At 66.9% G+C, this 24,952-nt stretch carries 25 protein-coding genes; 9 read left to right on the top strand and 16 right to left on the bottom strand.

Features of this window, described 5'->3' with window-relative positions; genetic code table 11:
• Positions 1-3 precede the first annotated feature (3 nt).
• From kdpC to JOF48_RS10130, 5 genes are all read right to left on the bottom strand, one after another.
• Positions 4-600, bottom strand: coding sequence for a potassium-transporting ATPase subunit KdpC (kdpC, locus tag JOF48_RS10150; RefSeq protein WP_209680327.1), 597 nt, complete (start codon positions 598-600; stop codon positions 4-6).
• A gap of 1 nt (position 601) precedes the next feature.
• Entirely contained in the window at positions 602-2,737 is a 2,136-nt protein-coding gene (gene kdpB / locus JOF48_RS10145) for a potassium-transporting ATPase subunit KdpB (protein ID WP_209680326.1), read from the bottom strand.
• Positions 2,734-4,383 (bottom strand): potassium-transporting ATPase subunit KdpA, encoded by a 1,650-nt coding sequence (kdpA, locus tag JOF48_RS10140; protein WP_209684415.1) that lies wholly within the window; start codon positions 4,381-4,383, stop codon positions 2,734-2,736. Before kdpA ends, kdpB begins: the two co-directional genes overlap by 4 nt.
• 13 nt (positions 4,384-4,396) lie before the next feature.
• Positions 4,397-4,489, bottom strand: coding sequence for a K(+)-transporting ATPase subunit F (gene kdpF, locus JOF48_RS10135; RefSeq protein WP_342591212.1), 93 nt, complete (start codon positions 4,487-4,489; stop codon positions 4,397-4,399).
• 512 nt (positions 4,490-5,001) lie between these two features.
• Positions 5,002-5,751, bottom strand: coding sequence for an SDR family oxidoreductase (locus tag JOF48_RS10130; RefSeq protein WP_209680325.1), 750 nt, complete (start codon positions 5,749-5,751; stop codon positions 5,002-5,004).
• A 98-nt stretch (positions 5,752-5,849) separates the two neighbouring features.
• Between JOF48_RS10130 and JOF48_RS10125 the strand changes: the two genes are divergently transcribed.
• Positions 5,850-7,271, top strand: a complete 1,422-nt coding sequence (locus tag JOF48_RS10125) for an amidohydrolase (RefSeq protein ID WP_245346483.1) — start codon at positions 5,850-5,852, stop codon at positions 7,269-7,271.
• A gap of 206 nt (positions 7,272-7,477) precedes the next feature.
• Here JOF48_RS10125 and JOF48_RS10120 read toward each other — a convergent pair whose 3' ends face one another.
• Positions 7,478-8,194: a LysM peptidoglycan-binding domain-containing protein gene (locus JOF48_RS10120; RefSeq protein ID WP_209680324.1), complete on the bottom strand. Its 717-nt coding sequence runs from the start codon at positions 8,192-8,194 to the stop codon at positions 7,478-7,480.
• 293 nt (positions 8,195-8,487) lie between these two features.
• Positions 8,488-8,994, bottom strand: coding sequence for a redox-sensitive transcriptional activator SoxR (soxR, locus tag JOF48_RS10115; RefSeq protein ID WP_209680323.1), 507 nt, complete (start codon positions 8,992-8,994; stop codon positions 8,488-8,490).
• 305 nt (positions 8,995-9,299) lie between these two features.
• On the opposite strand from soxR, the gene JOF48_RS10110 reads away from it, so the two are divergent.
• On the top strand, positions 9,300-9,524 hold the full coding sequence (locus JOF48_RS10110; protein ID WP_209680321.1) for a hypothetical protein: 225 nt from the start codon (positions 9,300-9,302) through the stop codon (positions 9,522-9,524).
• 230 nt (positions 9,525-9,754) lie between these two features.
• Here JOF48_RS10110 and JOF48_RS10105 read toward each other — a convergent pair whose 3' ends face one another.
• Positions 9,755-10,918, bottom strand: a complete 1,164-nt coding sequence (locus JOF48_RS10105) for a cystathionine gamma-synthase (RefSeq protein WP_209680320.1) — start codon at positions 10,916-10,918, stop codon at positions 9,755-9,757.
• Between the two features lie 15 nt (positions 10,919-10,933).
• A complete protein-coding gene (locus tag JOF48_RS10100; protein ID WP_209680319.1) occupies positions 10,934-12,319 on the bottom strand; it encodes a cystathionine beta-synthase in 1,386 nt (461 codons plus the stop codon).
• 124 nt (positions 12,320-12,443) lie between these two features.
• On the opposite strand from JOF48_RS10100, the gene JOF48_RS10095 reads away from it, so the two are divergent.
• From JOF48_RS10095 to JOF48_RS10080, 4 genes are read left to right on the top strand one after another with little or no spacing between them, the layout of a single operon-like run.
• Entirely contained in the window at positions 12,444-12,884 is a 441-nt protein-coding gene (locus JOF48_RS10095; protein WP_209680318.1) for an SRPBCC family protein, read from the top strand.
• A 9-nt stretch (positions 12,885-12,893) separates the two neighbouring features.
• Positions 12,894-13,496 carry a P-loop NTPase family protein gene (locus JOF48_RS10090; protein WP_209680317.1) on the top strand — a complete coding sequence of 201 codons (603 nt, stop codon included), beginning with the start codon at positions 12,894-12,896 and terminating at the stop codon, positions 13,494-13,496.
• On the top strand, positions 13,493-14,008 hold the full coding sequence (locus JOF48_RS10085) for a helix-turn-helix transcriptional regulator (protein ID WP_209680316.1): 516 nt from the start codon (positions 13,493-13,495) through the stop codon (positions 14,006-14,008). Before JOF48_RS10090 ends, JOF48_RS10085 begins: the two co-directional genes overlap by 4 nt.
• Before the next feature lie 10 nt (positions 14,009-14,018).
• A complete protein-coding gene (locus tag JOF48_RS10080; protein ID WP_209680315.1) occupies positions 14,019-14,420 on the top strand; it encodes a VOC family protein in 402 nt (133 codons plus the stop codon).
• A gap of 108 nt (positions 14,421-14,528) precedes the next feature.
• Here JOF48_RS10080 and JOF48_RS10075 read toward each other — a convergent pair whose 3' ends face one another.
• Complete coding sequence (locus JOF48_RS10075; RefSeq protein WP_209680314.1) at positions 14,529-17,981, bottom strand: bifunctional proline dehydrogenase/L-glutamate gamma-semialdehyde dehydrogenase; 3,453 nt, start codon at positions 17,979-17,981, stop codon at positions 14,529-14,531.
• Between the two features lie 143 nt (positions 17,982-18,124).
• Here JOF48_RS10075 and JOF48_RS10070 point away from each other — a divergent pair, with 143 nt between their 5' ends.
• Positions 18,125-19,108, top strand: a complete 984-nt coding sequence (locus JOF48_RS10070) for a LysR family transcriptional regulator (protein ID WP_209680312.1) — start codon at positions 18,125-18,127, stop codon at positions 19,106-19,108.
• A gap of 238 nt (positions 19,109-19,346) precedes the next feature.
• On the opposite strand, the gene JOF48_RS10065 is transcribed toward JOF48_RS10070, so the two are convergent.
• The 3 genes from JOF48_RS10065 to JOF48_RS10055 form a co-directional block, all read right to left on the bottom strand.
• A complete protein-coding gene (locus tag JOF48_RS10065) occupies positions 19,347-19,916 on the bottom strand; it encodes a hypothetical protein (RefSeq protein WP_209680311.1) in 570 nt (189 codons plus the stop codon).
• A gap of 147 nt (positions 19,917-20,063) precedes the next feature.
• Entirely contained in the window at positions 20,064-20,282 is a 219-nt protein-coding gene (locus JOF48_RS10060) for a helix-turn-helix domain-containing protein (protein ID WP_209680310.1), read from the bottom strand.
• The gene (locus JOF48_RS10055; protein WP_209680309.1) at positions 20,282-21,049 is read right to left on the bottom strand and encodes a hypothetical protein; all 768 of its coding nucleotides are present in this window, start codon (positions 21,047-21,049) and stop codon (positions 20,282-20,284) included. The genes JOF48_RS10060 and JOF48_RS10055 overlap by 1 nt, the downstream gene beginning before the upstream one ends.
• Positions 21,050-21,156: 107 nt before the next feature.
• Here JOF48_RS10055 and JOF48_RS10050 point away from each other — a divergent pair, with 107 nt between their 5' ends.
• Both JOF48_RS10050 and JOF48_RS10045 read left to right on the top strand, forming a co-directional pair.
• On the top strand, positions 21,157-22,110 hold the full coding sequence (locus JOF48_RS10050) for a DNA-3-methyladenine glycosylase family protein (RefSeq protein WP_245346482.1): 954 nt from the start codon (positions 21,157-21,159) through the stop codon (positions 22,108-22,110).
• 27 nt (positions 22,111-22,137) lie between these two features.
• A complete protein-coding gene (locus JOF48_RS10045; protein WP_209680308.1) occupies positions 22,138-22,416 on the top strand; it encodes a putative quinol monooxygenase in 279 nt (92 codons plus the stop codon).
• Positions 22,417-22,518: 102 nt separating this feature from the next.
• Here JOF48_RS10045 and JOF48_RS10040 read toward each other — a convergent pair whose 3' ends face one another.
• The 3 genes from JOF48_RS10040 to JOF48_RS10030 all read right to left on the bottom strand — a co-directional run bounded on the left by JOF48_RS10040 (position 22,519) and on the right by JOF48_RS10030 (position 24,826).
• Positions 22,519-22,896 (bottom strand): thioredoxin family protein, encoded by a 378-nt coding sequence (locus JOF48_RS10040; RefSeq protein WP_209680307.1) that lies wholly within the window; start codon positions 22,894-22,896, stop codon positions 22,519-22,521.
• 130 nt (positions 22,897-23,026) lie between these two features.
• A complete protein-coding gene (locus tag JOF48_RS10035) occupies positions 23,027-24,256 on the bottom strand; it encodes an MFS transporter (RefSeq protein ID WP_342591211.1) in 1,230 nt (409 codons plus the stop codon).
• A 60-nt stretch (positions 24,257-24,316) separates the two neighbouring features.
• Entirely contained in the window at positions 24,317-24,826 is a 510-nt protein-coding gene (locus JOF48_RS10030) for a MarR family winged helix-turn-helix transcriptional regulator (protein WP_209680306.1), read from the bottom strand.
• Between the last annotated feature and the right edge of the window lie 126 nt (positions 24,827-24,952).

Here is a 24,952-nt window from a genome sequence, read left to right as displayed (position 1 = left end):
GCTTTATTCTCGCAGGCCGGCGGCTGATTTCCGCCCAGCTTCCAGGGAGTAGTTCAGGGTTGTGGTGTTGACGGAGGGCTGGCCCAGGAAGGCGTTCACCCCTGTGCTCGTGTTCTGTGCAACCAATTCCTTCACGGCAGCCTCGCTGAGGCCGTTGGCGGCCGCAACCCGCGCCACCTGCAAGGCGGCGTAGGCCGGGGAGATGTCCGGGTCCAGCCCGGAACCGCTGGCCGTGACGGCGTCGATGGGCACGGCGTCCGGGGCAACCTTCTCCCTGGCCGCCACTTCTGCCCGGTTCTTGGCCATGGCCTCCACCAGGGCGGCCTGGTTGGGGCCAAGGTTGCTGGCCGACGACGTCGCGGGGTCCCAGCCCACAGCCGAGGGCCGCGGGTAAAAGAACTTGTCCCCCGTGACCGGCTGCGCCAGCAGTGACGACCCTGCAGCCTTGCCGCCGGAGGTGACGATGGAGCCGTTGGCCTGGGCCGGGGCCACGAGCTGGCCCAGGCCAAAGACCAGGGCAGGGTAGGCCAGGCCCAGCAGCAGGGTGGTGCAGAGAAGGAACCGCAAAGCCGTGAAGAGTTGGCGTCCGTAGGCGTTCATGTCAGTTACCAATCGTGGGGATGAGGGAGACCAGCAGGTCGATGAGCTTGATGCCAATGAACGGGGCAATGACGCCGCCCAGGCCAAAGATGAGCAGGTTCCGGGACAGTGCCTTGGCCGCCGAGACCGCCCGGTACTTCACGCCGCGCAGCGCCAGCGGCACCAGCAGGACAATGATGACGGCGTTGAAGATGACGGCGGAGAGGATGGCGCTCTCGGGCGACGCCAGCCCCATGATGTTCAACAGCCCCAGCCCCGGGAACGTTGCGGCAAACAGGGCCGGCACAATGGCAAAGTACTTGGCCACGTCGTTCGCCACCGAAAAAGTGGTCAGCGATCCGCGCGTGATCAGCAGCTGCTTGCCGATGCCCACAATGTCAATGAGCTTGGTGGGGTCCGAATCCAAATCCACCATGTTGGCCGCTTCCTTGGCCGCACTGGTGCCCGAATTCATGGCCACACCTACATCCGCCGCGGCCAGGGCGGGCGCATCGTTGGTGCCGTCCCCCGTCATGGCTACCAGGCGCCCGGCCTCCTGTTCGGCCTTGATCACTGCCAGCTTGTCCTCCGGGGTGGCCTCGGCAACGAAGTCGTCCACCCCGGCTTCGGCGGCAATGGCGGCGGCGGTGATCTTGTTGTCGCCGGTGATCATGATGGTCTTGATACCCATGGCCCGCAGTTCGGCGAACCGTTCCTTCATGCCGGGCTTGACCACATCCGCCAGGTGGATGACGCCAAGAACCTGCGCACGACCGCCGCCGTACGTGGACACCAGCAGCGGGGTGCCGCCGGTCCCGGAAATCTTCAGGACCGCCTCTTGAAGTTTCTGCGGCAGGAACCCGCCGCGCTCCTTCACATAGCGTTCGACGGCGGACGCCGCCCCCTTGCGCACCTCAAGGACCGCCGGGGTTGGGTTGGCGGGATGGCCCGCGGGCAGGTTCAGCCCGCTCATGCGGGTCACGGCGCTGAACTCGATGACCTCCACCTCCGGTGTGAGCGTTGCCGTTGCGTCCAGGCCCGGCACCTCCCCGGCGCCCCCGGCCAGCTCCACTGCCAGGTCGACAATGGAGCGGCCCTCGGGTGTCTCGTCCGCCAGCGAGGACAGGCGTGCCGAATCGATGAGCAGCTGGCGGTCCACGCCGTCGGCCGCCAGGAAGGCAACGGCACGGCGGTTGCCATAGGTGATGGTGCCGGTCTTGTCGAGCAGGAGGGTGGTGATGTCACCGGCGGTTTCCACCGCCCGGCCGGAGGTGGCCAGGACGTTGCGCTGGATCAGCCGGTCCATGCCGGAGATACCGATGGCCGGAACCAGGGCGCCGATGGTGGTGGGGATCAGGCAGACCAGCAGCGCCACCAGCACCACGGGGGTGGGCAGGGCGTTGGCGAAGTTCGCCATGGGGGCCAGCGTCATGGCACAGACCACGAACACGATGGTCAGCGAGGCCAGCAACACGTTCAACGCGATCTCATTGGGCGTCTTTTGCCGGGTGGCGCCCTCCACCAGGGAGATCATCCGGTCCAGGAAAGTCTTGCCGCTGGCCGCGGTGATGCGGATGACGATCCGGTCCGAGAGCACCATGGTGCCGCCCGTGACGGAGCTTCTGTCCCCGCCGGATTCGCGGATGACGGGCGCGGATTCGCCGGTGATGGCGGACTCGTCCACACTGGCCAGGCCTTCGATGACGTCCCCGTCGCCGGGGATGAGGTCCCCCGCCTCGCAGATGACAATGTCGCCCACCTTGAGGTCGGTGCCGGGGACCAGCTCCTCGTCATGCCCGGCCTCGGCGTCACCGTCCCGGCCCGCGCCTGACCCACCGGCCGGCATCAGGGCCCGGGTCCGGCGTCGTGCCATGACCGAGGTGCGGGCGGCGCGGAGGCTGTCGGCCTGCGCCTTGCCGCGCCCCTCGGCAATGGCCTCGGACAGGTTGCCAAACAGCACGGTCAGCCAGAGCCACACCGTGACGATGATGGAGAAGACGGCCGTGGTTGAGCCCGTGGCCAGCTGCTGGATGCTCACGGCTGTGCAGACCATGGAGCCGATCAGCACCGTAAACATGACGGGCGAGTGGACCATTTGGCGGGGGTTCAGCTTGCGGAACGCCAGCGGCAGTGCGGCAAGGGTGTTGGTGGGGTTCATTTGAGCAGTCCTTCAGCAGCCGGGCCCAGGGCGAGCGCGGGGAAGTAGGTGAGTGCGGTCAGGATCAGGGAGATGCCGCCCAGCAGCACGGCAAAGAGCGGTCCGTGCGTGGCCAGGGTTCCCGTGGTGGCGGGGATTTTGCGTTGTTTCGCCAGGGAGCCTGCGAGCGCCAGGACCAGTGCGATGGGCAGGAAGCGGCCAATGAACATGGCCACCGCCAGCATGGTGGCCAGCCCCGGGCCGGAGCTGGTGATGCCGCCGAAGGCTGAGCCGTTGTTGTTGGCGGCGGAGGTGAAGGCGTACAGGATTTCACTGAAGCCGTGCGGGCCCTCCGCGGGCGCCGCTGCCGCGAGCGCAGGCGTTGCGGCGGTGATCGCCGTGCCCAGCAGGACGAGTGCGGGGGTGACAAGGATGTACAGGGCCACCAGCTTCATCTGGGGTGCGCCGATCTTCTTGCCCAGGAACTCCGGGGTGCGCCCCACCATGAGGCCGCCAATGAACACCGCCACCACGGCCAGGACCAGCATCCCGTACAGGCCCGAGCCCACCCCGCCGGGGGCGATCTCGCCCAGCATCATGTTCAGCATGGCGAGCCCGCCGGCCAGGGGCGGCAGGGAGTCGTGGGCCACGTTCACGGCCCCGGTTGAGGTCAGGGTGGTGGCTGTTGCGAACAAGGCGCTGGGGGCAACTCCCAGGCGCTGCTCAAGTCCTTCGCCCACGCCGGTGCCGCTGCCGCTGAAGGCGGCAATGGCCCAGGCCATGAGGGAGGTGGAGATGAGCCAGAACGCCACCATGACGGTGAGGACCGTGTAGCCCTGGCGTTTGTCGCCCACCATGCGCCCGTACATGGCCGGCAGGGAGAACGGGATGAGAAGGATCAGGAACACCTCAAACAGGCTGCTGAATGCGGTGGGGTTTTCGAAGGGGTGGGCCGAGTTGGCGTTGAAGTAGCCGCCGCCGTTGGTGCCCAGGAGCTTGATGGCTTCCTGCGAGGCAACGGGGCCGCCGGGCACTGTTTGCACGGCACCGGTGACAAGGGTGTGGATGCTGGTCCCGCCCCAGTTCTGGATGACGCCGGTGACCATCAGGACCACGGCGCCAACCACGGCCAGCGGCAGCAGGACACGCAGGGTGCCGCGGGCCAGGTCCACCCAGAAATTGCCCAGGTTGCTGGTCTGGGCCCGGACCAGGCCGCGGATCAGGGCCACCACAACAGCGAGCCCCACGGCGGCGCTGAGGAAGTTCTGCACGGCCAGCAGCATCATCTGGATGCCAAAGCCGAGGGTTGTCTCCGGCACATATGTCTGCCAGTTGGTGTTGGTGACAAAGGAGACGGCCGTGTTCATGGCAACCCAAGGGTCCACGGCGCCCATGCCCTGGTTGAAGGGCAGGGCACCCTGCAGCAACTGGGCGAGGAACAGCACCACGACGGAGACGATGCTGAACGCCAGCAGCGAGCGCAGGTACACCTTCCAGTGCTGGTCTGTCTGCGGGTCAACGCCGGTGAGCCTGTACAGCCCGCGTTCCGCGGCCAGGTGCTTGTGGCCCGTGAACGTCCTGGCGAGGTGGGCGCCGAGCGGCTGGTGGACGGCGGCGAGGGCCACCACCAGGATGGCCAGCTGGGTGATGAGCGAGGCGGTGTTCAGTTCCATGGCCGCTTCACCACTTTTCCGGGCGGATGAGCGCGGCCAGCAGGTACACCAGCAGCCCCAGTCCCACCAGCCCCAGAATGAGCCAGGTCAGAAGTTCCACGTTTTTGTCCCCTTTTTCGATGTGCGTTGATGTCTTTCTCAATCGCACACCCGGGGAGGGCTGCCGGCAGCTGTTTTTACGGCTTCTTGACGCCGCCGCAGGGAATTTTGACGGCTTCCTGATCCGGCCCGCGGCGGCTATCCCGGCTCCCGGTCGAATGGGCTTCTGACCTCTTGCGCCGAGCGCTGGCCTTGGTACCAGGGTTCTGGCTCCTGCACCGGGACGCGCACTTATGGAAGTGCATTTGGGCGCAACAGCCAGAACTCAATGCATGCCGTGGCACCCCGTATGGGGTTTCCATGAATTCGCCACGTCCGCAGCGATCGACGCGCCGCCACCGCCGCGTTCCGCCGCCTCAATGACGGGCCTGCGCACGGTTAATCCGTAACCAGGCGCAACTCCAAGAGCTGCACATGGTTAACAAATAACCGTGCGCAGCCGTGACGGAACGAGGCAAAACAGGTCCCAGATGGCAGCTGGACCACAGCACCAACCCGCTGCGCGGAGAAGCGTCAGGAGGAGAAACCGCCGTCGGACTTGATCAGCTGGCCGCTCACCCAGCGCCCGCCCGGCGAGAGCAGGAACGCTGCGGTCGGCGCCACGTCCTCCGGGGTGCCCAGGCGCCCGCCCGGCTGGAGCGCCGCCATGGTTTCCCGGGTGGCTTCATCCATCCAGCCGGTGTCCACGGGGCCGGGGTTGAGGACGTTGGCGCTGATGCCCTGCCCGCCCAGCTCGCGCGCGGCCGCAATCACGATCCGATCAAGTGCACCCTTGGACGCCCCATACGGCAGGTTGAACGCTGTGTGGTCGCTTGTCAGCGCAACGATGGCGCCGCCGTCGGGCGTGGCTTGGCGGGCGAACGCGGCAATCAGCTGCCAGGCGGCGCGGGTGTTGACGGCGAAGTGGCGGTCAAAGGCCTCCACCGAGGTGTCCAGGATGGCCGAATCCACCGATTCGCAGTGCGAGAGCACCATCCCCTCCAGCGGCCCCGCCTCCTGCGCGATCTGGTTCATCAAACGGTCGACGGCGGTCGGGTCACCGAGGTCGCCGGGCAGGGACCACACCTTGGCGCCGGCCCCCTCGAGCTCGGCGGTGAGCGTGCCTACGTCGTCCGGCTGGATGCCCCAGGGCATGCGTTCGTCGTAGGCCTGCCAATAGTTCAGGACGAGGTTCCAGCCGTCGGCTGCGAGCGCGCGGGCGATGGCGGCGCCGATCCCGACAGTGCGGCCCACCCCTGTGATCAATGCTGTTTTGCTGTGCATCGCCCCAGCCTATGCCAGCACCGGTGTGCCCCGTCACCTTGGCACGGCAAACGCGATAACTTGGAAAGGTCCGCTTTATTGGCACGCGAAAGGCAATCATGAGCAGCTCACAGCCCACCCCCACCCCCGGATTTATCCCTGGTCGGGTGACGCGCAGGGCCGCTGCTCCAGCGGGAAAGCCGGGTTCGATTCCCATGAAGCCGGCCGGAGCTGCCGCCGGGAGTGCCGGTGCCGGCGCTGCGAAACCGGTCAAGGGCGGCAAAAAGCCCGTCCCCGCCGCGGCCAAGAAGCCTGACACGGCAACCATCAGCGCCACAATCCGCGAAGCCGCGGCCGCGGCAAAGAAGCGTGTCCTCGCCATCACCAACGCCCATGTGGTGCCAGTTGAAGGTGCACCGTTTGAGGGCACAGTGCTGGTGGAAGGCGGCAAGATTCTTGGTCTGGGCGCCTCCGTCCAGGTCCCGGAGGGTGCCGACGTGCTCGATGCGAAGGGCCAGTGGCTGCTGCCGGGCTTCATCGACGCGCACGTGCACCTGGGCATGGACCCCGAGGGCGAGCTAGGCTCCACGAGCGACGTCAACGAGATGACGGACCCCGTCATGGCGGCGGTCCGGGCGATTGACGCCGTGGACCCCTTTGACCCCGGCTTTGACGACGCACTGGCCGGCGGCATCACCGCGGTCAACGTCAACCCGGGCTCCGGCAACCCGATCGGCGGGCTGGCCGTGGCCATGCACACGCACGGGCGCTACATCGAGGAAATGGTGCTGCGCTCCCCCAGCGGCCTGAAGTCTGCCCTCGGCGAGAATCCCAAGCGTGTTTACGGCGAAAAGAAAAAGACCCCCTCCACCCGGCTGGGCACGGCCTTGGTGATCCGGCAGGCGTTCATGGCCGCGCAGAACTGGATGGCACTGCCGGAGCCGCGCCCGCGTGACGCCCAGATGGAGGCGCTCGCCATGGTGCTGCGCCGCGAGATTCCCTGGCGCCAGCACTGCCACCGCGCGGACGACGTCGCCACGGCCATCCGCCTCGCGGACGAGTTCGGCTACGACCTGGTGATCGACCACGGCACCGAGGCGCACGTGCTCGCCGATGTTCTGGCCGAGCGCGGCACGCCCGTGCTGATCGGGCCCCTGTTCACCAGCAAGTCCAAGCCGGAGCTGCGCGCCCGCTCCATCGCCAACCCGGGCAGGCTGGCGGGAGCCGGCGTCGAAATTTCCATCATCACCGACCACCCCGTGGTGCCGATCAACTTCCTGGTCCACCAGGCGACGTTCGCCGTGCGCGAGGGCCTGGACCGCGATGTTGCGCTGCGCGCCATCACGATCAACCCTGCCAAGGTACTGGGCCTGGACGCGCGGATCGGCTCGCTGAAGGTGGGCAAGGATGCGGACCTGGTGCTGTGGAGCGGGGACCCGCTGGACGTCATGCAGCGGGCAACGCAGGTGTTCATCGGTGGCAAGCCGGTTTACACGTACGACGCCGCCACCCGCCTGGGCGTCTCGGCCTCCCGAGTGTAGCCCCGCCGGGCGCCGGGCCTGCAGCGCCCGTCCTCCCCACCCCCAACCCAAACGCTCTCGCAGCAATGGCAGGTTATTCCGGAACGCTTTCGCACTGGGTGCGACAGGGTTCACGAAAATGCTGCCATTGCTGCGAGAGCGTTTTCAATGGGGGTCAGGTCATGGGGCAGCTTTTTTGGTTGCCCCGAAATGATTGCCCTGGAGTATCAGGCGGGGAGGTTCAGGACCGCTCCGGTGAAGATGAGGTCCGGGTGGATGACAGTGTCGGTGTTGGCCTGGTAGAGGGCCTGCCAGCCTCCCTGGATGCCGAGCTTCGTGGCAATGCGGTCCAAGGTGTCGCCGGATTCGATGGTGTAGGTCTCCCCGCTGAGCGCAACGGTGACGGGTGCGGGCGCCGGGGTCTCAGCGAGTTGCTGCACGGGCGCCTGCGCCACGGGATACTGCTGCACAGGTGCCTGCGGCGCGGTGTATTGCTCCGCGGGCGCCTGTTCAAGCGGCACCACGGCTGCAGCCTGCGGCGCCGCAGCAACCGGGGCGGGTGCGGGTGCGGGTGCTGCGGGGGCATAGGCCGTTCCGCCTCCGCCGCTCAAGCCGAGCTGGGCGGAACAGGACGGCCATGCGCCCCAGCCCTGGCCGGCCTGCACGCGTTCAGCCACGGCAATCTGCTGCTCGCGGGAGGCGTTTTCCGGAGCGCCCGTCCCACCGTAGGCCGCCCAGGTTCCGGGGCTGAACTGCAGGCCGCCGGAGTAGCCGTTGCCGGTGTTGATGGCCCAGTTGCCGCCGCTTTCGCACTGCGCGATCGCATCCCAGGTGCCGCCGTCGGCTGCGTTGGCGCCGGTTCCGGCCAGGGCCATTCCGCCGCCGGCAAGGGCGCCGATGGCCAGAAAACGGCCAATGTTGCGGGTGATTTTGGAGTTTTTCATCGATGCGTTCTCCCGAAGGCCACCTTCGCTCCATCCGTCCCCGGACATCGTCGCGCCACCGTCCAACCCATAGACATGGAGGTTGTTTCCGTGGCCTTCCGCATGACGGTGTGCGGTGTGGGAGGGCCCGGGCAATCGTGGCGGCCAGAGATGCCGCCGGCCCCGCAGGGCATAGCCAAGCCTAAAACGATGCTGAATCGATATACAAATCAGCTAACTGTAACCTTATTGACATATATTTTGTCAGCCAAATGGTGTACTTTAACCGTCGACACCATTTCGCGGGCGGCCGGTCAGCCGGCTGCATCCCCCGGATCCAATGCCCCGGAGGGCCTGCTCCGGGCATTTTCCGCCCGCCGCACCCAGCGCGAACCGGGCCCTTCCGCGGCCGCCTCGTCCTTGTCGTTGAACAAGGTGCACTTGCCCAGGGACAGGCACCCGCAGCCAATGCAGCTGTCCAGCGAGCCCTGCAGCACCTCGAGCTGGCGGATCCGCCGCGCCACCAGCTCCGACCAGCTGGTGCTCAGCCGGGTCCAGTCCCGCTGGGTCGGTGCCCGGTCCACGGGAAGCGAGCCGAGCGCCGTCGTCAGCTCCGCCAGGGTCAGGCCAACACGCTGCCCGGCGGCAATGACGGCGAGCCTGCGGAGCGTGTGTCGCGGAAACGTGCGCTTGTTGCCGGAGGTGCGTTCGGAGCGGATGAGCCCGCGTTCCTCGTAATAGCGGACGGCGGGCACGCTGATGCCTGCGCGGCGGGCAATCTCGCCGATCGCGAGCATCTCATTCGGGGCAATCCGGGTCATGGCCTGAATGCTGCCACGGACGCGGCTTGACCTCAAGTTAGCTTGAGCTAGTTTGGTGGTGGGTGTCCGGTCCCCAACCCCAGGAGTTCACATGTCCACAACCCTGCCTGCACCGTCCCCGCTTTCACCTCAGTTGCGCCTCGCCCCGGTGTGCGGATGCCGACCCGCACCCGCACCCGACATTCCACTCACCTCCCCTGCGGTGTCAGGATCCCGGCCCCTGCAGCGAGTGCTGCTGCGGGTGCTGCGCCGCGCCTCGCGGGCAGCGCGGCCCGCAGCCTGCCCGCTCCCGGAGATGCGCCCGCATGAATCCGCAGCCCTCATGTGGGGCGGGCACCTCATGGGCGTCCGCTGACGACGGCGGCTCCACCTGGCTGCCCTACACGCGGCCCATCACAGTGGGCAAGAATGCAGCCGTGATCGAGTACCGGGCCATCGACGCTGCCGGCAACGTCTCCGCCCCGGCGGTCCCCGTGGTCGTCGCGGCCGCCGGAAACGGCAAGCCGGCAGCCACCCCGGGCAGGGGCTAGCCACAGCACCCCCGCTCACCACAGGACGCTGTCGCAGCAATGAACAACTAAAGCGCGACGCCATCGCAGCACTGACCACTCGTCGGGCAACGCTGTCGCACCCGGTGCGGCAGCGTTGCGGGAAGACCCGCCATTGCTGCGATCGGGCCTCGGATAAAGTGACCATTGCTGCGCTGGCGTCGGTAAAAAGGGGCGCTTATCTGATGCCGCGTCAGAACCGGGGAGCCGCTCTAGGCGAGGGTGTTGAGGGCCTGGTCCAGGTCGGCGATCAGGTCCTCAATGTCTTCAATGCCCACCGACAGGCGGATCAGGTCCACCGGCACGGCCAGCTCGGTCCCCTTGACGGAGGCATGCGTCATCTCCGACGGGTAGTTCATCAGCGACTCGATGCCACCCAGTGATTCCGCCAGCGTGAACACCTTCGTGGATTCGGCCACCTTGCGCGCGGCTGCCTCTCCGCCCTTGAACTGCACCGAAATCATGCCGCCGAAACCGCGCATCTGCTGCGCGGCCAGGGCATGCCCTGGGTGGTCCGGCAGCCCCGGGTACAGCACGCGGGACACCTCCGGCCGGGTGAGCAGCCACTCGGCAACAGCCTGGGCGTTGGAGCAGTGCCGGTCCATCCGCACGCCCAGCGTCTTGAGCCCGCGCGTTGTCAGCCACGCCTCCATCGGCGCGGAGACAGCACCCACGGCGAACTGCACAAAGCCGATCTTCTCGGCGGCCTCGGCGTCGGAGAGGATGATGGCGCCGCCGGAGGCATCCGAGTGCCCGCCGATGTACTTGGTGGTGGAGTGCACCACGATGTCGGCGCCCAGGGCAAGGGGATTCTGCAGGTACGGCGAGGCGAAGGTGTTGTCGACCACCAGCAGCGCCCCGGCCTCGTGAGCCACCTGCGCGAGCGCTGCAATGTCGGTGATCTTCATCATCGGGTTCGACGGTGTTTCCACCCACACCATCTTCGTCGCACCCTCCGGCCCGCCAGCGGCAACAGCGGCAGCCAGCGCCCCGGCGTCGGACATGTCAACGGCGGCGTTGCTGATGCCCCACACGGACAGCACCCGGTTGATGAGCCGGTAGGTGCCGCCGTAGACGTCGTTGCCCATCACGATGTGGTCCCCCGGCACGAGGAGGGCGCGGATGAGGGCGTCCTCGGCGGCCAGGCCGGAGGCGAAGCTGAACGCGTGCGTCCCGCCCTCGAGCGCCGCGAGCTGGGCCTGGAGGGCGTCGCGGGTGGGGTTGGTGCCGCGGCCGTATTCGTAGCCGTTGCGGAGCTTGCCGATCCCGTCCTGCGCGAACGTGGTGGTCTGGTACAGCGGCGGGATGACGGCGCCGGTGGTGGGGTCGGGGGTCTGCCCGGCGTGGACGGCGCGGGTGTTGAAGCCTTCGGTCATGTCATGCTCCTAAAGTCAGTCGTTGAGGTAGTTGAGCAAATCGTGGCGGGTCAGGACACCCACGGGCGCACCCACAAAGGTGACCATGAGCGCGTCCACGTCCTGCAGCTTGGCGCGCGCCGCGGAAATGGGTTCCAGCGAGCCGATGATGGGCAGCTGCGGCTGCATGTGTTCGGTGATCTTGTCCGTCAGCTTGGCCTCATGCCGGAACAGCTTACCGGTCAGGGTGCGCTCGTCGACGGCGCCGATCACCTCGCCCATCACCACGGGCGGCTCGGCCGTCAGCACGGGAATCTGGGAGACCCCGTACTCGGCCATGAGGTTGATGACGTCGCGCACGGTCTCATTCGGGTGGATGTGCACCAGGTCCGGCAGCTGCCCGGTCTTGGCCTTGAGCACGTCGCCGATGGCGGGCTGGTCGGTGGCCTTCAGGAAGCCGTACGACTGCATCCATTTGTCGTCAAAGATCTTGGCCAGGTAGCCGCGGCCGCTGTCCGGCAGCAGCACGACGACGACGTCCCCGGCTCCCAGCCCCTTGGCCACTTCCAGCGCGGCCACCACGGCCATGCCGGAGGAACCTCCCACGAGCAGGCCCTCCTCGCGCGCCAGGCGGCGGGTCATGGCGAAGGAGTCGTTGTCGGACACGGCGATGACCTTGTGCGGGACGGTGGGGTCGTAGGATTCCGGCCAGATGTCCTCCCCGACCCCCTCCACCATGAAGGGACGCCCCGTGCCGCCCGAGTAGACAGAGCCCTCGGGATCCGCCCCGATGATCTGGACCTCCCCGCCGTCGTCCTTGGACCGGTTGGCGGAGACTTCGCGCAGGAAGCGGCCCGTGCCGGTGATGGTGCCGCCGGTGCCCACTCCCGCCACGAAGTGGGTGACGCGGCCGTCGGTGTCGCGCCAGATCTCGGGGCCGGTGGTTTCGTAGTGACTGAGCGGGCCGTTTTGGTTGGAGAACTGGTCAGGCTTGTAGGCGCCGGGGATCTCCTTGACGAGGCGGTCGGAGACGCCGTAGTAGGACTGCGGGGAATCGGCGGCGACCGCCGTGGGCGTCACCACCACCTCGGCACCGTAGGCCTGGAGCACGGCGCGCTTGTCCTCGCCCACCTTGTCGGGGACCACGAACACGCAGTTGTAGCCGCGCTGCTGCGCCACCAGGGCCATGGCCACGCCCGTGTTCCCGCTGGTGGGCTCCACAACGGTGCCGCCGGGCAGGATCTTGCCCTCCCGCGCCGCCTCGTCGAGCATCTTCACGGCGATGCGGTCCTTCGCGGAGCCGCCGGGATTCAGGTATTCCAGCTTGACCAGCACGGTGGCGGCCAGCCCATCGGTGACCTTGTTCAATTTCACCAGCGGCGTGTTGCCGATCAGGTCCAGGACGGAATTGGCATACTTCATAAGTCCCAAGGTAGACCCGCGGCGGCGCCCGGGCCAATGAACATTACCTTGTGGGGCTTTTTTTGCCCTGGTTCCGGGCAGCAGCCACCACCCAAAGCCGGCGTATCCCGGCTAGAATTCGCTCATGGAATACACCCAGGACATCGTGGTCAACGTGCCGCGGGAGCGGTTCATCGAGCTGTTCGACAACCCGGACCTGATGCCGGAGTGGATGGAAGGCCTGCTGAGGTTCGAACCGCTGACGGGTGTGCCCGGCCAGGAGGGTGCCACCTCACGGCTGACGTACAGGCGCGGGCGCGGAACGCTGGAAATGGTGGAAACCATCACCCGCCGCCAGCTGCCGGAGCACTTCGACGGCGTCTACGAAGCCAAGGGCGTGCACAACATCTCCAACAACCAGTTCATCGACATCGACGGAATCTCCACACGCTGGGTGGCCCACAACATCTTCGAAATGACCGGCTTTATGAAGATCGTCGGCCTGCTGTTCGGCTCCATGTTCCGGAAGCAGACCCTGGAGACCATGCAGGCGTTCAAGGACTTCGCCGAAAACCGCACGCCCTAGAATTGAAGGATGCTCACCGCCGCAGATCCCCTGCCCAGCCGTCCGCAACGGGTCCTGGTTGCGGGCGTCTCCGGCAGCGGCAAGACCACCCTGGCTGCACAGCTCAGCAAAATTCTCCAGCTGCCGCATACGGAAATCGATTCCTTGTTCCACGGGCCCAACTGGGAGCCGCGCGCGGACTTCATGTGCGACGTCGACCGTCTCACCCGGGAGCCGCGATGGGTCACGGAGTGGCAGTATTCCTCCGCCCGGCCCGTTCTGGCGGAGCGGGCCGACATCCTCATTTGGCTGGATTATCCTGTCTGGCACTCCATGTCCCGGCTCATCCGGCGGACCGTTTCGCGCAGATTGCGGGGCGTGGAACTGTGGAACGGCAACTTCGAAGGCCCGCTGTGGGGCATGGTCACGGACCGCGACCACATTATTCGTTGGGGCTGGCGGACACGGCACAAACTACGCAAGCTCGTCCCCACCCTTGAGGACAAGTTTCCGCAACTAACTGTGGTTCGGATGCGGTCGCAACGCGATGTGGACGTGTGGCTGCGCGGCTTGGCGGAGCCAGCCACTTCCGGTGCCGATGCCGCTGGCAAAGCCGAAAGCAATGCTGCATGAACGCCGCAGAGACTGCCCCGCACGGCCAGGAGGTTCAGGACCTGGCCACCCTGACCCTGCTGCGGAAGGCCCGGGACCTGATCGACAGGGACTATGCGCAGCCGCTGGACGTGGCAACCATCGCGGCGAAAGCGTTCATGTCGCCCGCGCATTTTTCCCGCAAGTTCCGGGCGGCATACGGCGAGACCCCGTACTCCTACCTCATGACCCGGCGCATTGAGCGGGCCTCCGCCCTGCTGCGCGCAGGCATGTCCGTGACGGATGCGTGCATGGCCGTGGGCGCCACCTCCCTGGGTTCCTTCAGCTCGCGGTTCACCGAGATCATGGGCGAGACGCCCAGCAGCTACAAGTCCCGCGACCACAGCGCCATCGAGGCCATGCCGCCGTGCTTCGTCAAGGTCACCACGCGGCCGTCCCGCAACGGGGCGTCCGCGAAGGCCGCGGCAACGGGTGCCGGCGGCACCGCGAACTCGAGCAGGATTGAAGAAGCCCCGGCGCCTGCACGGCACTAGCGTAAGTGCCATGACTATTTCACTTCAGTACACGCACCTGACAGTCAACGACCCCGACGAGTCCATCGCCTTCTACCGTGACGCACTGGGCCTGGAGGTCCAGAACGACGTCAGCAACGGCGAGTTCCGCTGGGTCACCATGGGCACCGGCACACAGCCGGGCCTGGGGATCGTCCTTTCGGAACCGCATGCCGGGCGTTCCAAGGAGGACGGCGACGCGCTGGCCACCCTCCTGGCAAAGGGCGTCCTGCCCATGATCAACTTCACGGCCTCAGACCTCGACGCCACCTTCGAGCAGGCGGTCTCCGCCGGCGCCGAGGTGCTCCAGGAACCCATCGACCAGCCGTGGGGGCCCAAGGACTGCGCCTTCCGCGACCCCTCCGGCAACATGGTCCGCGTCGCCCAGGTCTAACCCAGGCAAAAATGCGCCCGTTCCCCATTAATGCGCCCCGGAGAGCGGGCGCATTAGTGGGGAACGGGCGCATTTCTCGTCCCGGCAGCCTCTACCGGCTGCGAAGGGCTAGATCAGTTCGTCTGAGAGGTGGTTCGGGGTGCCGAAGCGGTGCGCCGTGATGCTGACGGCCTGCTCGTGCAGGAACGGCAGCATCTCCACGCGCCCGGCCTCGGTGACCTCACCGTGGTAGATCGCCAGGTCGGGGCGCCCGCCGGTCGCCTCATACACGGAGGCAGCATCCCCGCCGATGAGGCGGATGCGCCCGGCACCGAAGCGCCGCGCCTTGGTGAGGAAGTCGGCGTCGTTCTCCTTGGCCACGGGGATCCGCAGGCTGAACAGCAGCGCCTGAACCTCGCTTGGAAGTGCGACGGCGGTGGAGACTTCCGGTGTTGCCCCGGCCAGGATTCCTGCCGCCAGCACGCGCAGCAGCTTCGCGAGGGACTCGCCCTCGGCCAGGCGCACAAGCGGGTTGAGCGTCCGGTAGCGGAACACATTGCGCTCCGCGGACAGTGCGGATACGTCCTTGGCGGCACCGAACTCGGCGGCCCAGGCGGCGGCGTCGCTGTGCAGCGAACGCGTCAGGAAGGCCTGCTCGCCGTCGGACAGTGATGATGCGGCGGAGAGCAGCTTGCGGACGGCATCGCCCAGCGGAGCCGTCGCGGAAGCCTCGGCAGATGCCCAGGAGCCCAGGCCCATCAGGTAGTTCGGCCCGCCGGCCTTGGTGCCCGGGCCAACAGCCGACTTCTTCCAGCCTCCGAACGGCTGGCGCTGCACAATGGCGCCGGTGATGCCGCGGTTCACGTACAGGTTTCCGGCCTGGACGGTGTCCAGCCAGAGACCGATCTCCGCGGAATCCAAAGAGTGCAGGCCAGAGGTGAGGCCGTAGTCGATGGCGTTGACCATGGAAATGGCTTCTTCCAGGGTGTCGGCGGTCATGATGCCCAGGACGGGGCCGAAGAACTCGGTCAGGTGGAAGTGGGAGCCCGCAGCGACACCGGTGCGCACGCCGGGAGACCAGAGCCGGCCGGATTCGTCGAGCTGCCTGGGCTCGATGGCCCAGGCCTCGCCGGCGTCCAGCGTGGTGAGCGCGCCCAGCAGCTTGCCGGCTGCAGGTTCGATGACCGGGCCCATCTGCGAGGTGGCCACGGCCGGGTAGCCAACGTTCAGGCTGGAGGCGGCGTCGAGCAGCTGGTTGCGGAAGCGGGTGGATTTCGCAACGGAGCCCACCATGATGACCAGCGAGGCTGCGGAGCACTTCTGCCCGGCGTGGCCAAACGCGGACTGCACCACGTCCTTGGCCGCCAGGTCAAAGTCTGCGCTGGGCGTGACGATGATGGCGTTCTTGCCGGAGGTCTCGGCCAGCAGGGGCAGGTCGCGGCGGAAGCTGCGGAAAAGCTCGGCGGTCTCGTAGCCGCCGGTCAGGATCAGCCGGTCCACGGACGGGTGCGCCACCAGCGCCTGGCCCAGTTCGTTCTCGCCTAGCTGCACCAGTGCCAGGACCTCGCGCGGCACGCCGGCGTCCCACAGGGCCTGGACCATGAGGGAGCCGCTGCGCTGCGCCTGCGGTGCCGGCTTGATGACAACGGCGGAGCCCGCGGCAAGTGCCGACAGCGTGGACCCGGCCGGGATGGCCACGGGGAAGTTCCACGGCGGCGTCACGACGGTGAGCTTCGCCGGGACGAACGTGGCGCCGTCGACCGTTTCCAGGTCCTTGGCGCGCTCGGCGTAGTAGTGGGCGAAGTCCACGGCCTCGCTGATCTCGGGGTCACCCTGGTCCAGCGTCTTGCCGGTCTCGGAGGCCATGACCTCGAGCAGTTCGGCGCGGCGCTCATTCAGCAGGTCGCCGGCGCGGTGCAGGATGGCGGCGCGCCCGGCCCCGCCCAGTGCGGCCCATTCTGCTGAATGGTCGACGGCGGCTGCCACGATCCGCTCCAGCGCGGCGGCGTCGGTGACGGTGGTCTCCGCGACGAGGCTGACGCCCAATTCGGAACCCGGGATGCGGGCCAGGATGTCCGCGCCCCAGGCACGGTTCGGGGCCAGGGCGGGGTCGGTGTCGGGGGTGTTGGCGAATCCGCCGGCCGGGGCGGCGGCGGGAGCGGCGGTGCGGTCCTGCACGCGGTTGGTGGGCGGAACGGCGTCGTCAAGGTCTGCGAGCGAGGCCAGGAAGCGCTGCCTCTCGCGCTCGAACAGGGCCTCGTTTTCGGAGAGCTCGAACACGGCGGACATGAAGTTGTCCTGGCTGGCGCCCTCTTCCAGGCGGCGGATCAGGTAGGCGATGGCGACGTCGAACTCGGCAGGATGCACCACGGGCGTGTAGAGCAGCAGGGATCCGACGTCGCGGCGGACGGCCTCGGCCTGGCCGGTGGCCATGCCCAGGAGCATCTCAAATTCCAGCTGGCCGGAGGTGGAGCTGATGCCGCGCTGCTTGGCGAGGAGCCAGGCGTGGGCCACGTCAAAGAGGTTGTGCCCGGCCACGCCAATGTGGACGTTGTTGATGTGTTCGGGGGTCAGCGCGTAGTTCACGATGCGCTTGTAGTTGGTGTCGGAGTCCTGCTTGGTGCCCCAGGTGGCGAGCGGCCAGCCGTTGACGGAGGCCTGCACCTGCTCCATGGGCAGGTTTGCGCCCTTGACGATCCGCACCTTCACGGGTGCGCCGCCGCCTGCCCGGCGGGCTGCGGCCCACTCCTGCAGGTCGATCATGGCGGCAAGGGTGTCGGGCAGGTACGCCTGCAGCACGATGCCGGCCTCGAGGTGCTTGAACTCCGGCTTGTCGAGGATGCGCTTGAACACGGCGATGGTCATGCCGAGGTCCTTGTATTCCTCCATGTCCAGGTTGATGAATTTGGCCTTGGGGAAGGAGTTGGCCAGCGTGTACAGCGGGGTGAGCTTCTCCACCACGTGGCTGACGGCGTCGTCAAAGGCCCACGGCGAATGCGGGGCCACGGTGGAGGATTCCTTGATGGAGACGTAGTCGACGTCGTCCCTCGCCAGGAGTTCGAGGGTTCCCCTCAGGCGCCGGTCGGCTTCCTTTTCACCCAGCACGGCCTCGCCGAGGAGGTTGATGTTCAGGTCCACGCCGCCGGCGCGGATCTTGGCGATGGCCGGGCCCAGCTTGGCGTCGGTGGCGTCCACGATCAGGTGGCCCACCATCTCGCGCAGCACCCGGCGGGCGATCGGGATGACAATCTGCGGCAGCACGGGGGCCATGACGCCGCCGAGGCGGACGGCGCCGCGCATGTACCAGGGCAGGAACGCGGGGACCTTCGGCGCCAGTGCCGCCAGGTTGCGTCCGGCCACGGCCAGGTCCTCGGGGCGGATCACGCCGTCCACAAATCCCACGGTGAAGTCCAGCCCGTTGGGGTCCTTCAGGACACCGGCGAGGCGCTGGGCGGAGAGGTCGGCGGGGAACTTGGCGGCTTCGGTGAGCCAGTGCCGGACCAGGGCTACGGTCTCGTCGGCGAGATCGTCGCTGGGGACCGGAATGTTGGCGGCGGTGGCCGCGTGGGCGGTGCTTGTCATGGCTGCTGGTGCGTTCTTTTCTGTTGTTGGGGAGCTGCTGGAACAATGGTTCTCATCACCAGTATGAGACCAATATTCATTTAGCAAAAGTGGTGATTTATGATGTATATTAATCACTTTTTCTAAACTGTCTGGAGGCGTCCATGCTGGACCTCAAACGGCTGCGCATGCTGCGTGAACTGCACCTGCGCGGAACCCTGGCGGACGTCGCCGCGGCGCTGCAATACAGCCCCTCCGCCGTCTCCCAGCAGCTCGCCCTCTTGGAGAAGGAAGCCGGGGCAAAACTGCTGCGCAAGGTGGGCCGGCGCGTGCAGCTCACGCCCCAGGCCGAGATCCTCGTGGCACACACCGCCGAAATCCTGGAGACCCTGGAGCGCGCGGAGGCCGACCTCTCCGCGTCGCTGTCCACCGTGACCGGCACGGTCAAGCTGGCCGTGTTCCAGTCCGCGGCCCTGGCCCTGCTGCCCAACATGCTCACCGCCATGGCGCAAAGCTACCCGGAGGTGCGCATCGAAGTGGTCCAGCGTGAACCCGAAACCGCCCTCTACGAAACCTGGGCGCGCGACTTTGACCTCGTGGTCGCCGAGCAGTACCCCGGCCACGCTGCCCCGCTGCACCCCGAACTGGACCGCGCCACGCTCACCACCGACGCCATCCGCCTCGCCGTGCCCAATGAGGGCGTCGCCGGAGGCATGTCCCGGCTGCTGACCGGGCCCATCACCGGCATCCAGGACACGGCGCGCCTGCCCTGGGTCATGGAGCCGCACGGCGCCGCCTCCCGCCACTGGGCCGAGCAGACCTGCCGCCAGGCCGGCTTTGAACCGGACGTCCGCTTTGAAACCGCCGACCTCCAGGCCCAGATCCGCCTCATCGAATCCGGCAACGCCGTGGGCCTCATGCCCGACCTCATGTGGACGGGGCGCCCGCCCGCACTGACGCTGCTGGACCTGCCGGACCTGCCCCGCCGCACCGTGTTCACCTCGGCACGCCTGGCCTCGCGCCTCCGCCCGGCCATCCTCGCCTGCCGGGAAATCCTGACCCAAGCCGCCGAGGGCCTCTCCGCCGACACCCCAGCCCCAACGCCGCACCACATAACACCCATTTTCGGCGAACCCCGCATCACTTAAAGACCGTTTTCGGCGAACGCCGCATCACATGCGGATGGACCGTGACTCCTCCAGCGTTGTCCGAGAGGCAGCCAGCGGGACTTCATGGCCGGACAGCCAGCTTTCCTGACCGCGCCTGCATCAAAGATGCGGCGTCAGCAAAAACATGGCGTTATGTGGTGCGGGGATGGTGGAAAGTGGCACTTATGTGATGCAGCGTTGGGGGCTGGGGAAGCACGACGGCGGACGGACGGCTTGGCTAGGCCAACTCCCTGACCACGGGGCCCAGTAGGCGCCGCAGCTGCTCGGGATCTCGGCGGGCAGCTGCGCTCATGAGCACTTCGGTCGGCGCTGTCCGGTACAGCCAGAACCCTTCCACCGGCAGGATCGCCAGGTTCAGCGTGAAAGGGGCCGCCTTCCGGCCAAGCTCCTTTTCAATCGAGCGCACCAGCTTCGCCGGGTAGCCGCCCTCCGCCTTGAGGTTGTTGTGGAAATGCTTGAAGTGGCCATCGTGCGCGATGTCGGCCGCCGCCACTGCCTCATCAAAATACCGGGCTGCCATGTCACGGAAGCTCGGGGCGCGGCCCTCGAGCGAAAAGTAGTCGATGGACCCGCCGCGCGGAATGGCATGAGGGTCCGCCAGCAGGCCCGAGAACCAGGCCGTCCATTCACCGGCCAACACGATGTCGAGCTCGGGCCCGGTTACCGGAATGCGCTCGGGCACCGGCGGAACCAGCGGCGGAATGAAGAACGGATCGGTGGCCGGCAGCTTCAACACGTCACGAATGTACAGGGCCACGGTAAGCGGCCACGACAGTTCCTCACCCATTTGCCAACTTGCCGGAGCCGCCTTCCTGCCCCACAAGGTCCCAACCCGTTGCATGACTTTCCCGTTCTCTTCGCGCCCCTGTTCCGCCCAGCCTAGGTCCGCCGTCTAACTTTGGATAGAGGTCCAGGCTGCTGCTGGATCGGCGCGCTACGCAAGCTCCAGCAGCTCCCCCACCTCGCAGTCGAGGGCCCGGCAGATGGCCAGGAGGGTAGAGAAGCGGATGGCCTTCGCGCGGTCGTTTTTCAGCACGGAGAGGTTCACGATGCTGATGTCCACCAACTCAGCCAACCGGGTCAACGTCATTCCACGCTCGGCGAGGAGCTCGTCGAGACGGCAGTGGATGCCGGATTCTTCTTCGTCGGGCATTAGACCAACCCCGCGGTGTCTTTTTGCACCTTGTTGCCTTGGCGGAACAGTTCGGCCAGAACTATGAGCGCCAGCGCGGCCCCGACCGGCCAGAAGTTAAATTCCCACGCGTACGAGACCGAGGGCAGGCCGATGATGCTTTGGATGTCCGTGTACGTGATTGTTTCGCTGCTGAGCCGCCATCCCGCGGCGCCAAGGACTTGCTCAGAAGCGATTGAGCCTCCAATGATCTGAAAAACCTGCCACGCAATACCCGCCAGCAAGGTCACACCGGCCAATTGCTGCATGGTGCGCACGAGTTGTGGCGCGAAAAGCGTGCCACAAAGGAGGCTGCTGCACAGCCGCACCACCGTAAGGCCCACAACCACGGCCAGGGCCACCTGTGACAGCACTGCGCCGGCCAACATGAGCCTGGCATCCAGCTCGAGGCCGCTGACACCAACCATTGCCCAGGTGAAACCGCCGTATTCCACAGGAGCCAGCGGCGTCTCCATGGTCACGTTGTCTGGCAAAGTGGGCCAAAACTGCTGCACGGGCAGCTTCACCGTGACAACGTCCTGCCAGATGGTGCGAATGATCTCGGCCAACCCCGCGATGGCAGAAACCGCCACAAAGATCCACGCAATCCGGCGGGTGGTCCGCACCATGCCGTGGCCGGCAACCGCCCCGGGAGCCTTGACGCCGCGGCGCCCGGCGAACAGGATCATGGCTACAGTGCCAAGAACAAGAATCACCAGCAGCCACGACCACCATGTTGAAAAGACCATCTGCCCCACACCTTAACGTTGATCGATAATAACGATAAACGTTAAGTTATCATCCCATTGCCTCTCCGCCAAGCCCCGATGTCAGCTCCGCATGCGACCATGGAACCATGACAGCCGCAGCCCTGACCGCACCCGCCGCGGTCTGGGATGCCCGCGGCCCGTACTCGCTCCCCCAAACACTGGGCATCCTGGCCCGCGGCCCCGGCGACACCACCATCCGCCTCTCACCCGGCGCCGCCTGGCTGGCGTTCAACACCCCCGCCGGCCCAGCCACCCTGGGCATCACCCAGCGCGGCGCCGAGCTGCACGCCCGCGTCTGGGGCCCCGGCGCGGACCACGCGCTGGTCGGTGCGCCGGCGCTGCTCGGCATCGAAGACGACTGGTCCCACTTTGACTCCCCCGCCTTTGCCGCATCGCTCCCCCACCGCATCCGGGAAGCACGACGGCGAAACCCGGCAGTGCGCCTGCCTTCCACCGGGCGGGTGGTTGACGCGCTGGTGCCGGCCATCCTTGAGCAAAAGGTCACCGCGATTGAGGCCCAGCGGGGCTACGCCACGCTGTTGCGGAAGTTTGGCACCCGCGCGCCCGGCACCGGAGCCCATCCGACCATGCCGGAAGACTTGAGGGTGGCGCCCACACCAGAGCAGTGGGCCGCCATCCCCTCGTGGGAATGGCACAGGGCGGGTGTTGGACCACAGCGCTCGGCGACGGTGCAGCGGATGCTGCGCTCGGCGTCGGGCCTGGAACGGCTGGGCCAACTCCCCGCGGACGAGGCAGGACGGAAAATGCAATCCATCCCCGGCATCGGGGTATGGACGGCTGCGGAAGTCACGCAGCGCACGCACGGCGACGCCGACCAGGTTGCCGTGGGCGACTACCACCTGGCCGCCTATGTGGGCTGGGCGCTGGCCGGGAGGCCTGTGGATGATGCCGGCATGCTGGAGCTGCTGGAACCGTGGCGCGGGCACCGGCAGCGCGTGGTGCGGATGCTGCAGCTGAGCGGATTCCGCAAGCCCTCGTTCGGGCCGCGCATGACCATCCAGGACCACCGCGGGCACTGAACCGGCCGCGCCCGGTAGGCTTGTTCCATGAGCGAGATCATCAACCTAAAAGCCACCTTCATCCCCAACGAGGGCGAATTCTTCCGCGTGAAGCTCGCCCTGGACATTGCCATCGAGCAGGTCGTCGAGGAACCCGGCTGCATCCAGTACGAAATCACCGAGGAATCGGAAGAGAAGATTGTGCTGACCGAGCAGTGGGCTTCCGAAGAAGACCTCGACAAGCACAGCAAGGGCATCGCCGTGCAGGACCTCAACGAGTCCCTGAGCGCCCTGCTCGCCGAGCCGGTCAAGCTGGAACGCCTCTAACAGCGGAACCCGCGGCCGGCCCCACCGGGGACACCGCAAAAATACGGATATGGCCCCCACATCAGTGATGTGGGGGCCATATCTGCGAGTTCAGGGTACTGGCTACTCTGCGGCGGTTTCCTCCTGCTTGGCGGCGACTGCCGCGTGGACTTCCTTCATGTCCAGGGCCTTGACGGCGTCAATGACGGAGTCCAACTGGGTGCCGCTCAGCGCGCCGGGCTGGGCGAAGACCAGGACCTTTTCACGGAACGCCATGAGCGTGGGGATGGAGGTGATGTTGGCTTCCGCGGCCAGCTGCTGCTGCGCCTCCGTGTCCACCTTGCCGAAGACAATGTCGGAATGCTTTTCCGAGGCAGCTTCAAACGTGGGGGCAAACCGCAGGCAGGGCTGGCACCATCCCGCCCAAAAATCAACGATCACAATGTCGTTGCCCTCAATGGTCGGTCCAAAAGATTCAGTGGTGATTTCAACTGTAGCCATGGTCTCTACGCTACGTGAGTGCAGAAACCGTGGCTACCTGTTTCGCTGAGCGCGTGAGCGGGAATAGTGCCGTGCACGACGGCGGAACGCAGCCTGCGCCGCCGGCCCGCCCAAGGTGCCGGGGAGGAAGCTACACGCCGGCGGGTTCGTGGGCCACCAGGAACTTCCGCCCGCCAAGAATCACACAGGCGCTGACCAGCACCATGGCCGCGGCCACCAGGAAGGTGACGGAGGCGGAGGAATGCTCGGCGATCTTGGCGGCCAGGAACGGCGCCAGGGCCCCGCCCATCCAGCGCACGAAGTTGTAGCCGGCGCTGGCCACAGGCCGGGGCGAATCCGAGACGGACATGGCCATCTCGGTGAAGAGCGTGTTGTTGATGCCCAGCAGCGCGCCGGAGGCGATGGTCAGCACCACGATCACAGCTATGGAATGGCCGGCGGCCAGCGCAAGGCCGACCAAGATCAGCATGAGCCCCAGCAGGGAGGCGGTCAGGGCCCCGGTGGCACCGAAGCGGCGCTGCACCAGTGGCGCCACGAAGACGGAGAAGACGGCCACGGCCACACCCCAGCCGAAGAACACGGCGCCGATCCCGTAGGCGTCAAAACCCAGGATGAACGGCACGAACGCCAGGATCGTGAAGAAGCCGTAGTTGTAGAACAGGGCGCTGCCGGCCGTGGTGCGCAGGCCCTTGTGGCCCAGGGCCAGGAGCGGGTCGCGCAGGCGGGTCTTGACGGCCGGGACAGGCGTTTTCGGCAGCAGCACCATGACGAGGATGAACGCGATCGCCATGGCCGTGGCCGTGCCGAAGAACGGCGCGCGCCACTGCCAGCCGCCCAGCAGCGCCCCCATGAGCGGGCCGAGCGAGAGCCCCAGGCCCAGCGCCGCCTCGTACAGGATGATGGCGGTTGCCGCGCCGCCGGACGCCACGCCCACCATGACCGCCAGCGAGGTCGCCACGAACAGCGCGTTTCCCAGGCCCCAGCCGGCGCGGAATCCCACCAGCGCATCCACCGTGTTGGACATGCCCGACAGCGCTGAGAACGCCACGATGATGCCCAGGCCGATCAGGAGCGTCTTCTTCCCGCCAATGCGCGAGGACACAAACCCCGTCACAAGCATGGCGATGGCTGTCACCAGGAAGTAGCTGGTGAACAGCAGCGACACCTCGCTCGGGGTGGCCTTCAGGTTTTCGGCGATCGCCGGCAGGATCGGGTCCACCAGCCCAATCCCCATGAACGCGAACACGGCCGCGAACGCCACCGCCCACACCGCCTTGGGCTGCTTGAGCATGGACTGCTTTTCGGCTTGGAGCGCCCCGCCCGTTTGGTGGCGTGTGTCCGCTGCGGCATTGGCCTGCACTTGTTTCTCCTGTTTTTGATGTTCGACGCCGGAGCGCGCCTTGTGCGCCCCGCGCCGCCTTTAGTCTTTGGTTGGCTGGGGCGCCGGCGCGGGATTGTGTCCCTGTGCCGGCTGGTCCTGCTGCGTGCCGGTGCCGTGCCCGCCGGCCAGTGCTTCGTTGAGCTTGGCGATCGCGGGCAGGGCTGCGGCGATGGCCTGGACCTCTTCACCGCTGAGGGTTTGCAGTGCCCGCGCCATGGAGCCGTTGCGGCGGGTGTTGGCCGCCTCGCGCACATCCTGCCCCTTGGAGGTGAGCCGGACCAGGACTCCGCGGGCGTCGGCCGGGTCGGGGACGCGCTCCACCAGTTCCGCCAATTCCAGCTTGATGATCTGCTCGGTGGCGCTGGGCACCTTGATGCCGGCATTGCGGGCGATGGCACCCACCCGCATCGGCCCAACGGCAACCATGTTCAAGGTGCTCAGGTGGCCGATGCTCAGCTCGCCCTCGGCATCCATGGACCGGACCAGGAACACGGCCTGGCGGAGGATGTCGCGGTACCGACCGGCCAATTCCTGAATATCACTTGTCATAGTTAGTCAGCCTAACTATTAGGTGCCCTAACAGTCAAGCTGCAGGTCTCCGTGCACTGCCAATCGCCAAGGGCACGGGCGCGGTTTCACCGGGTCTTGGGCAACCGGACGCCTGAAGTTCACAGC

Origin of the sequence: Arthrobacter stackebrandtii (assembly GCF_017876675.1) — a bacterium.
Lineage (GTDB): Bacteria > Actinomycetota > Actinomycetes > Actinomycetales > Micrococcaceae > Specibacter > Specibacter stackebrandtii.
Note: the sequence above shows the minus strand (reverse complement) of the source record. Positions and strands in the feature narration are given on the sequence as shown.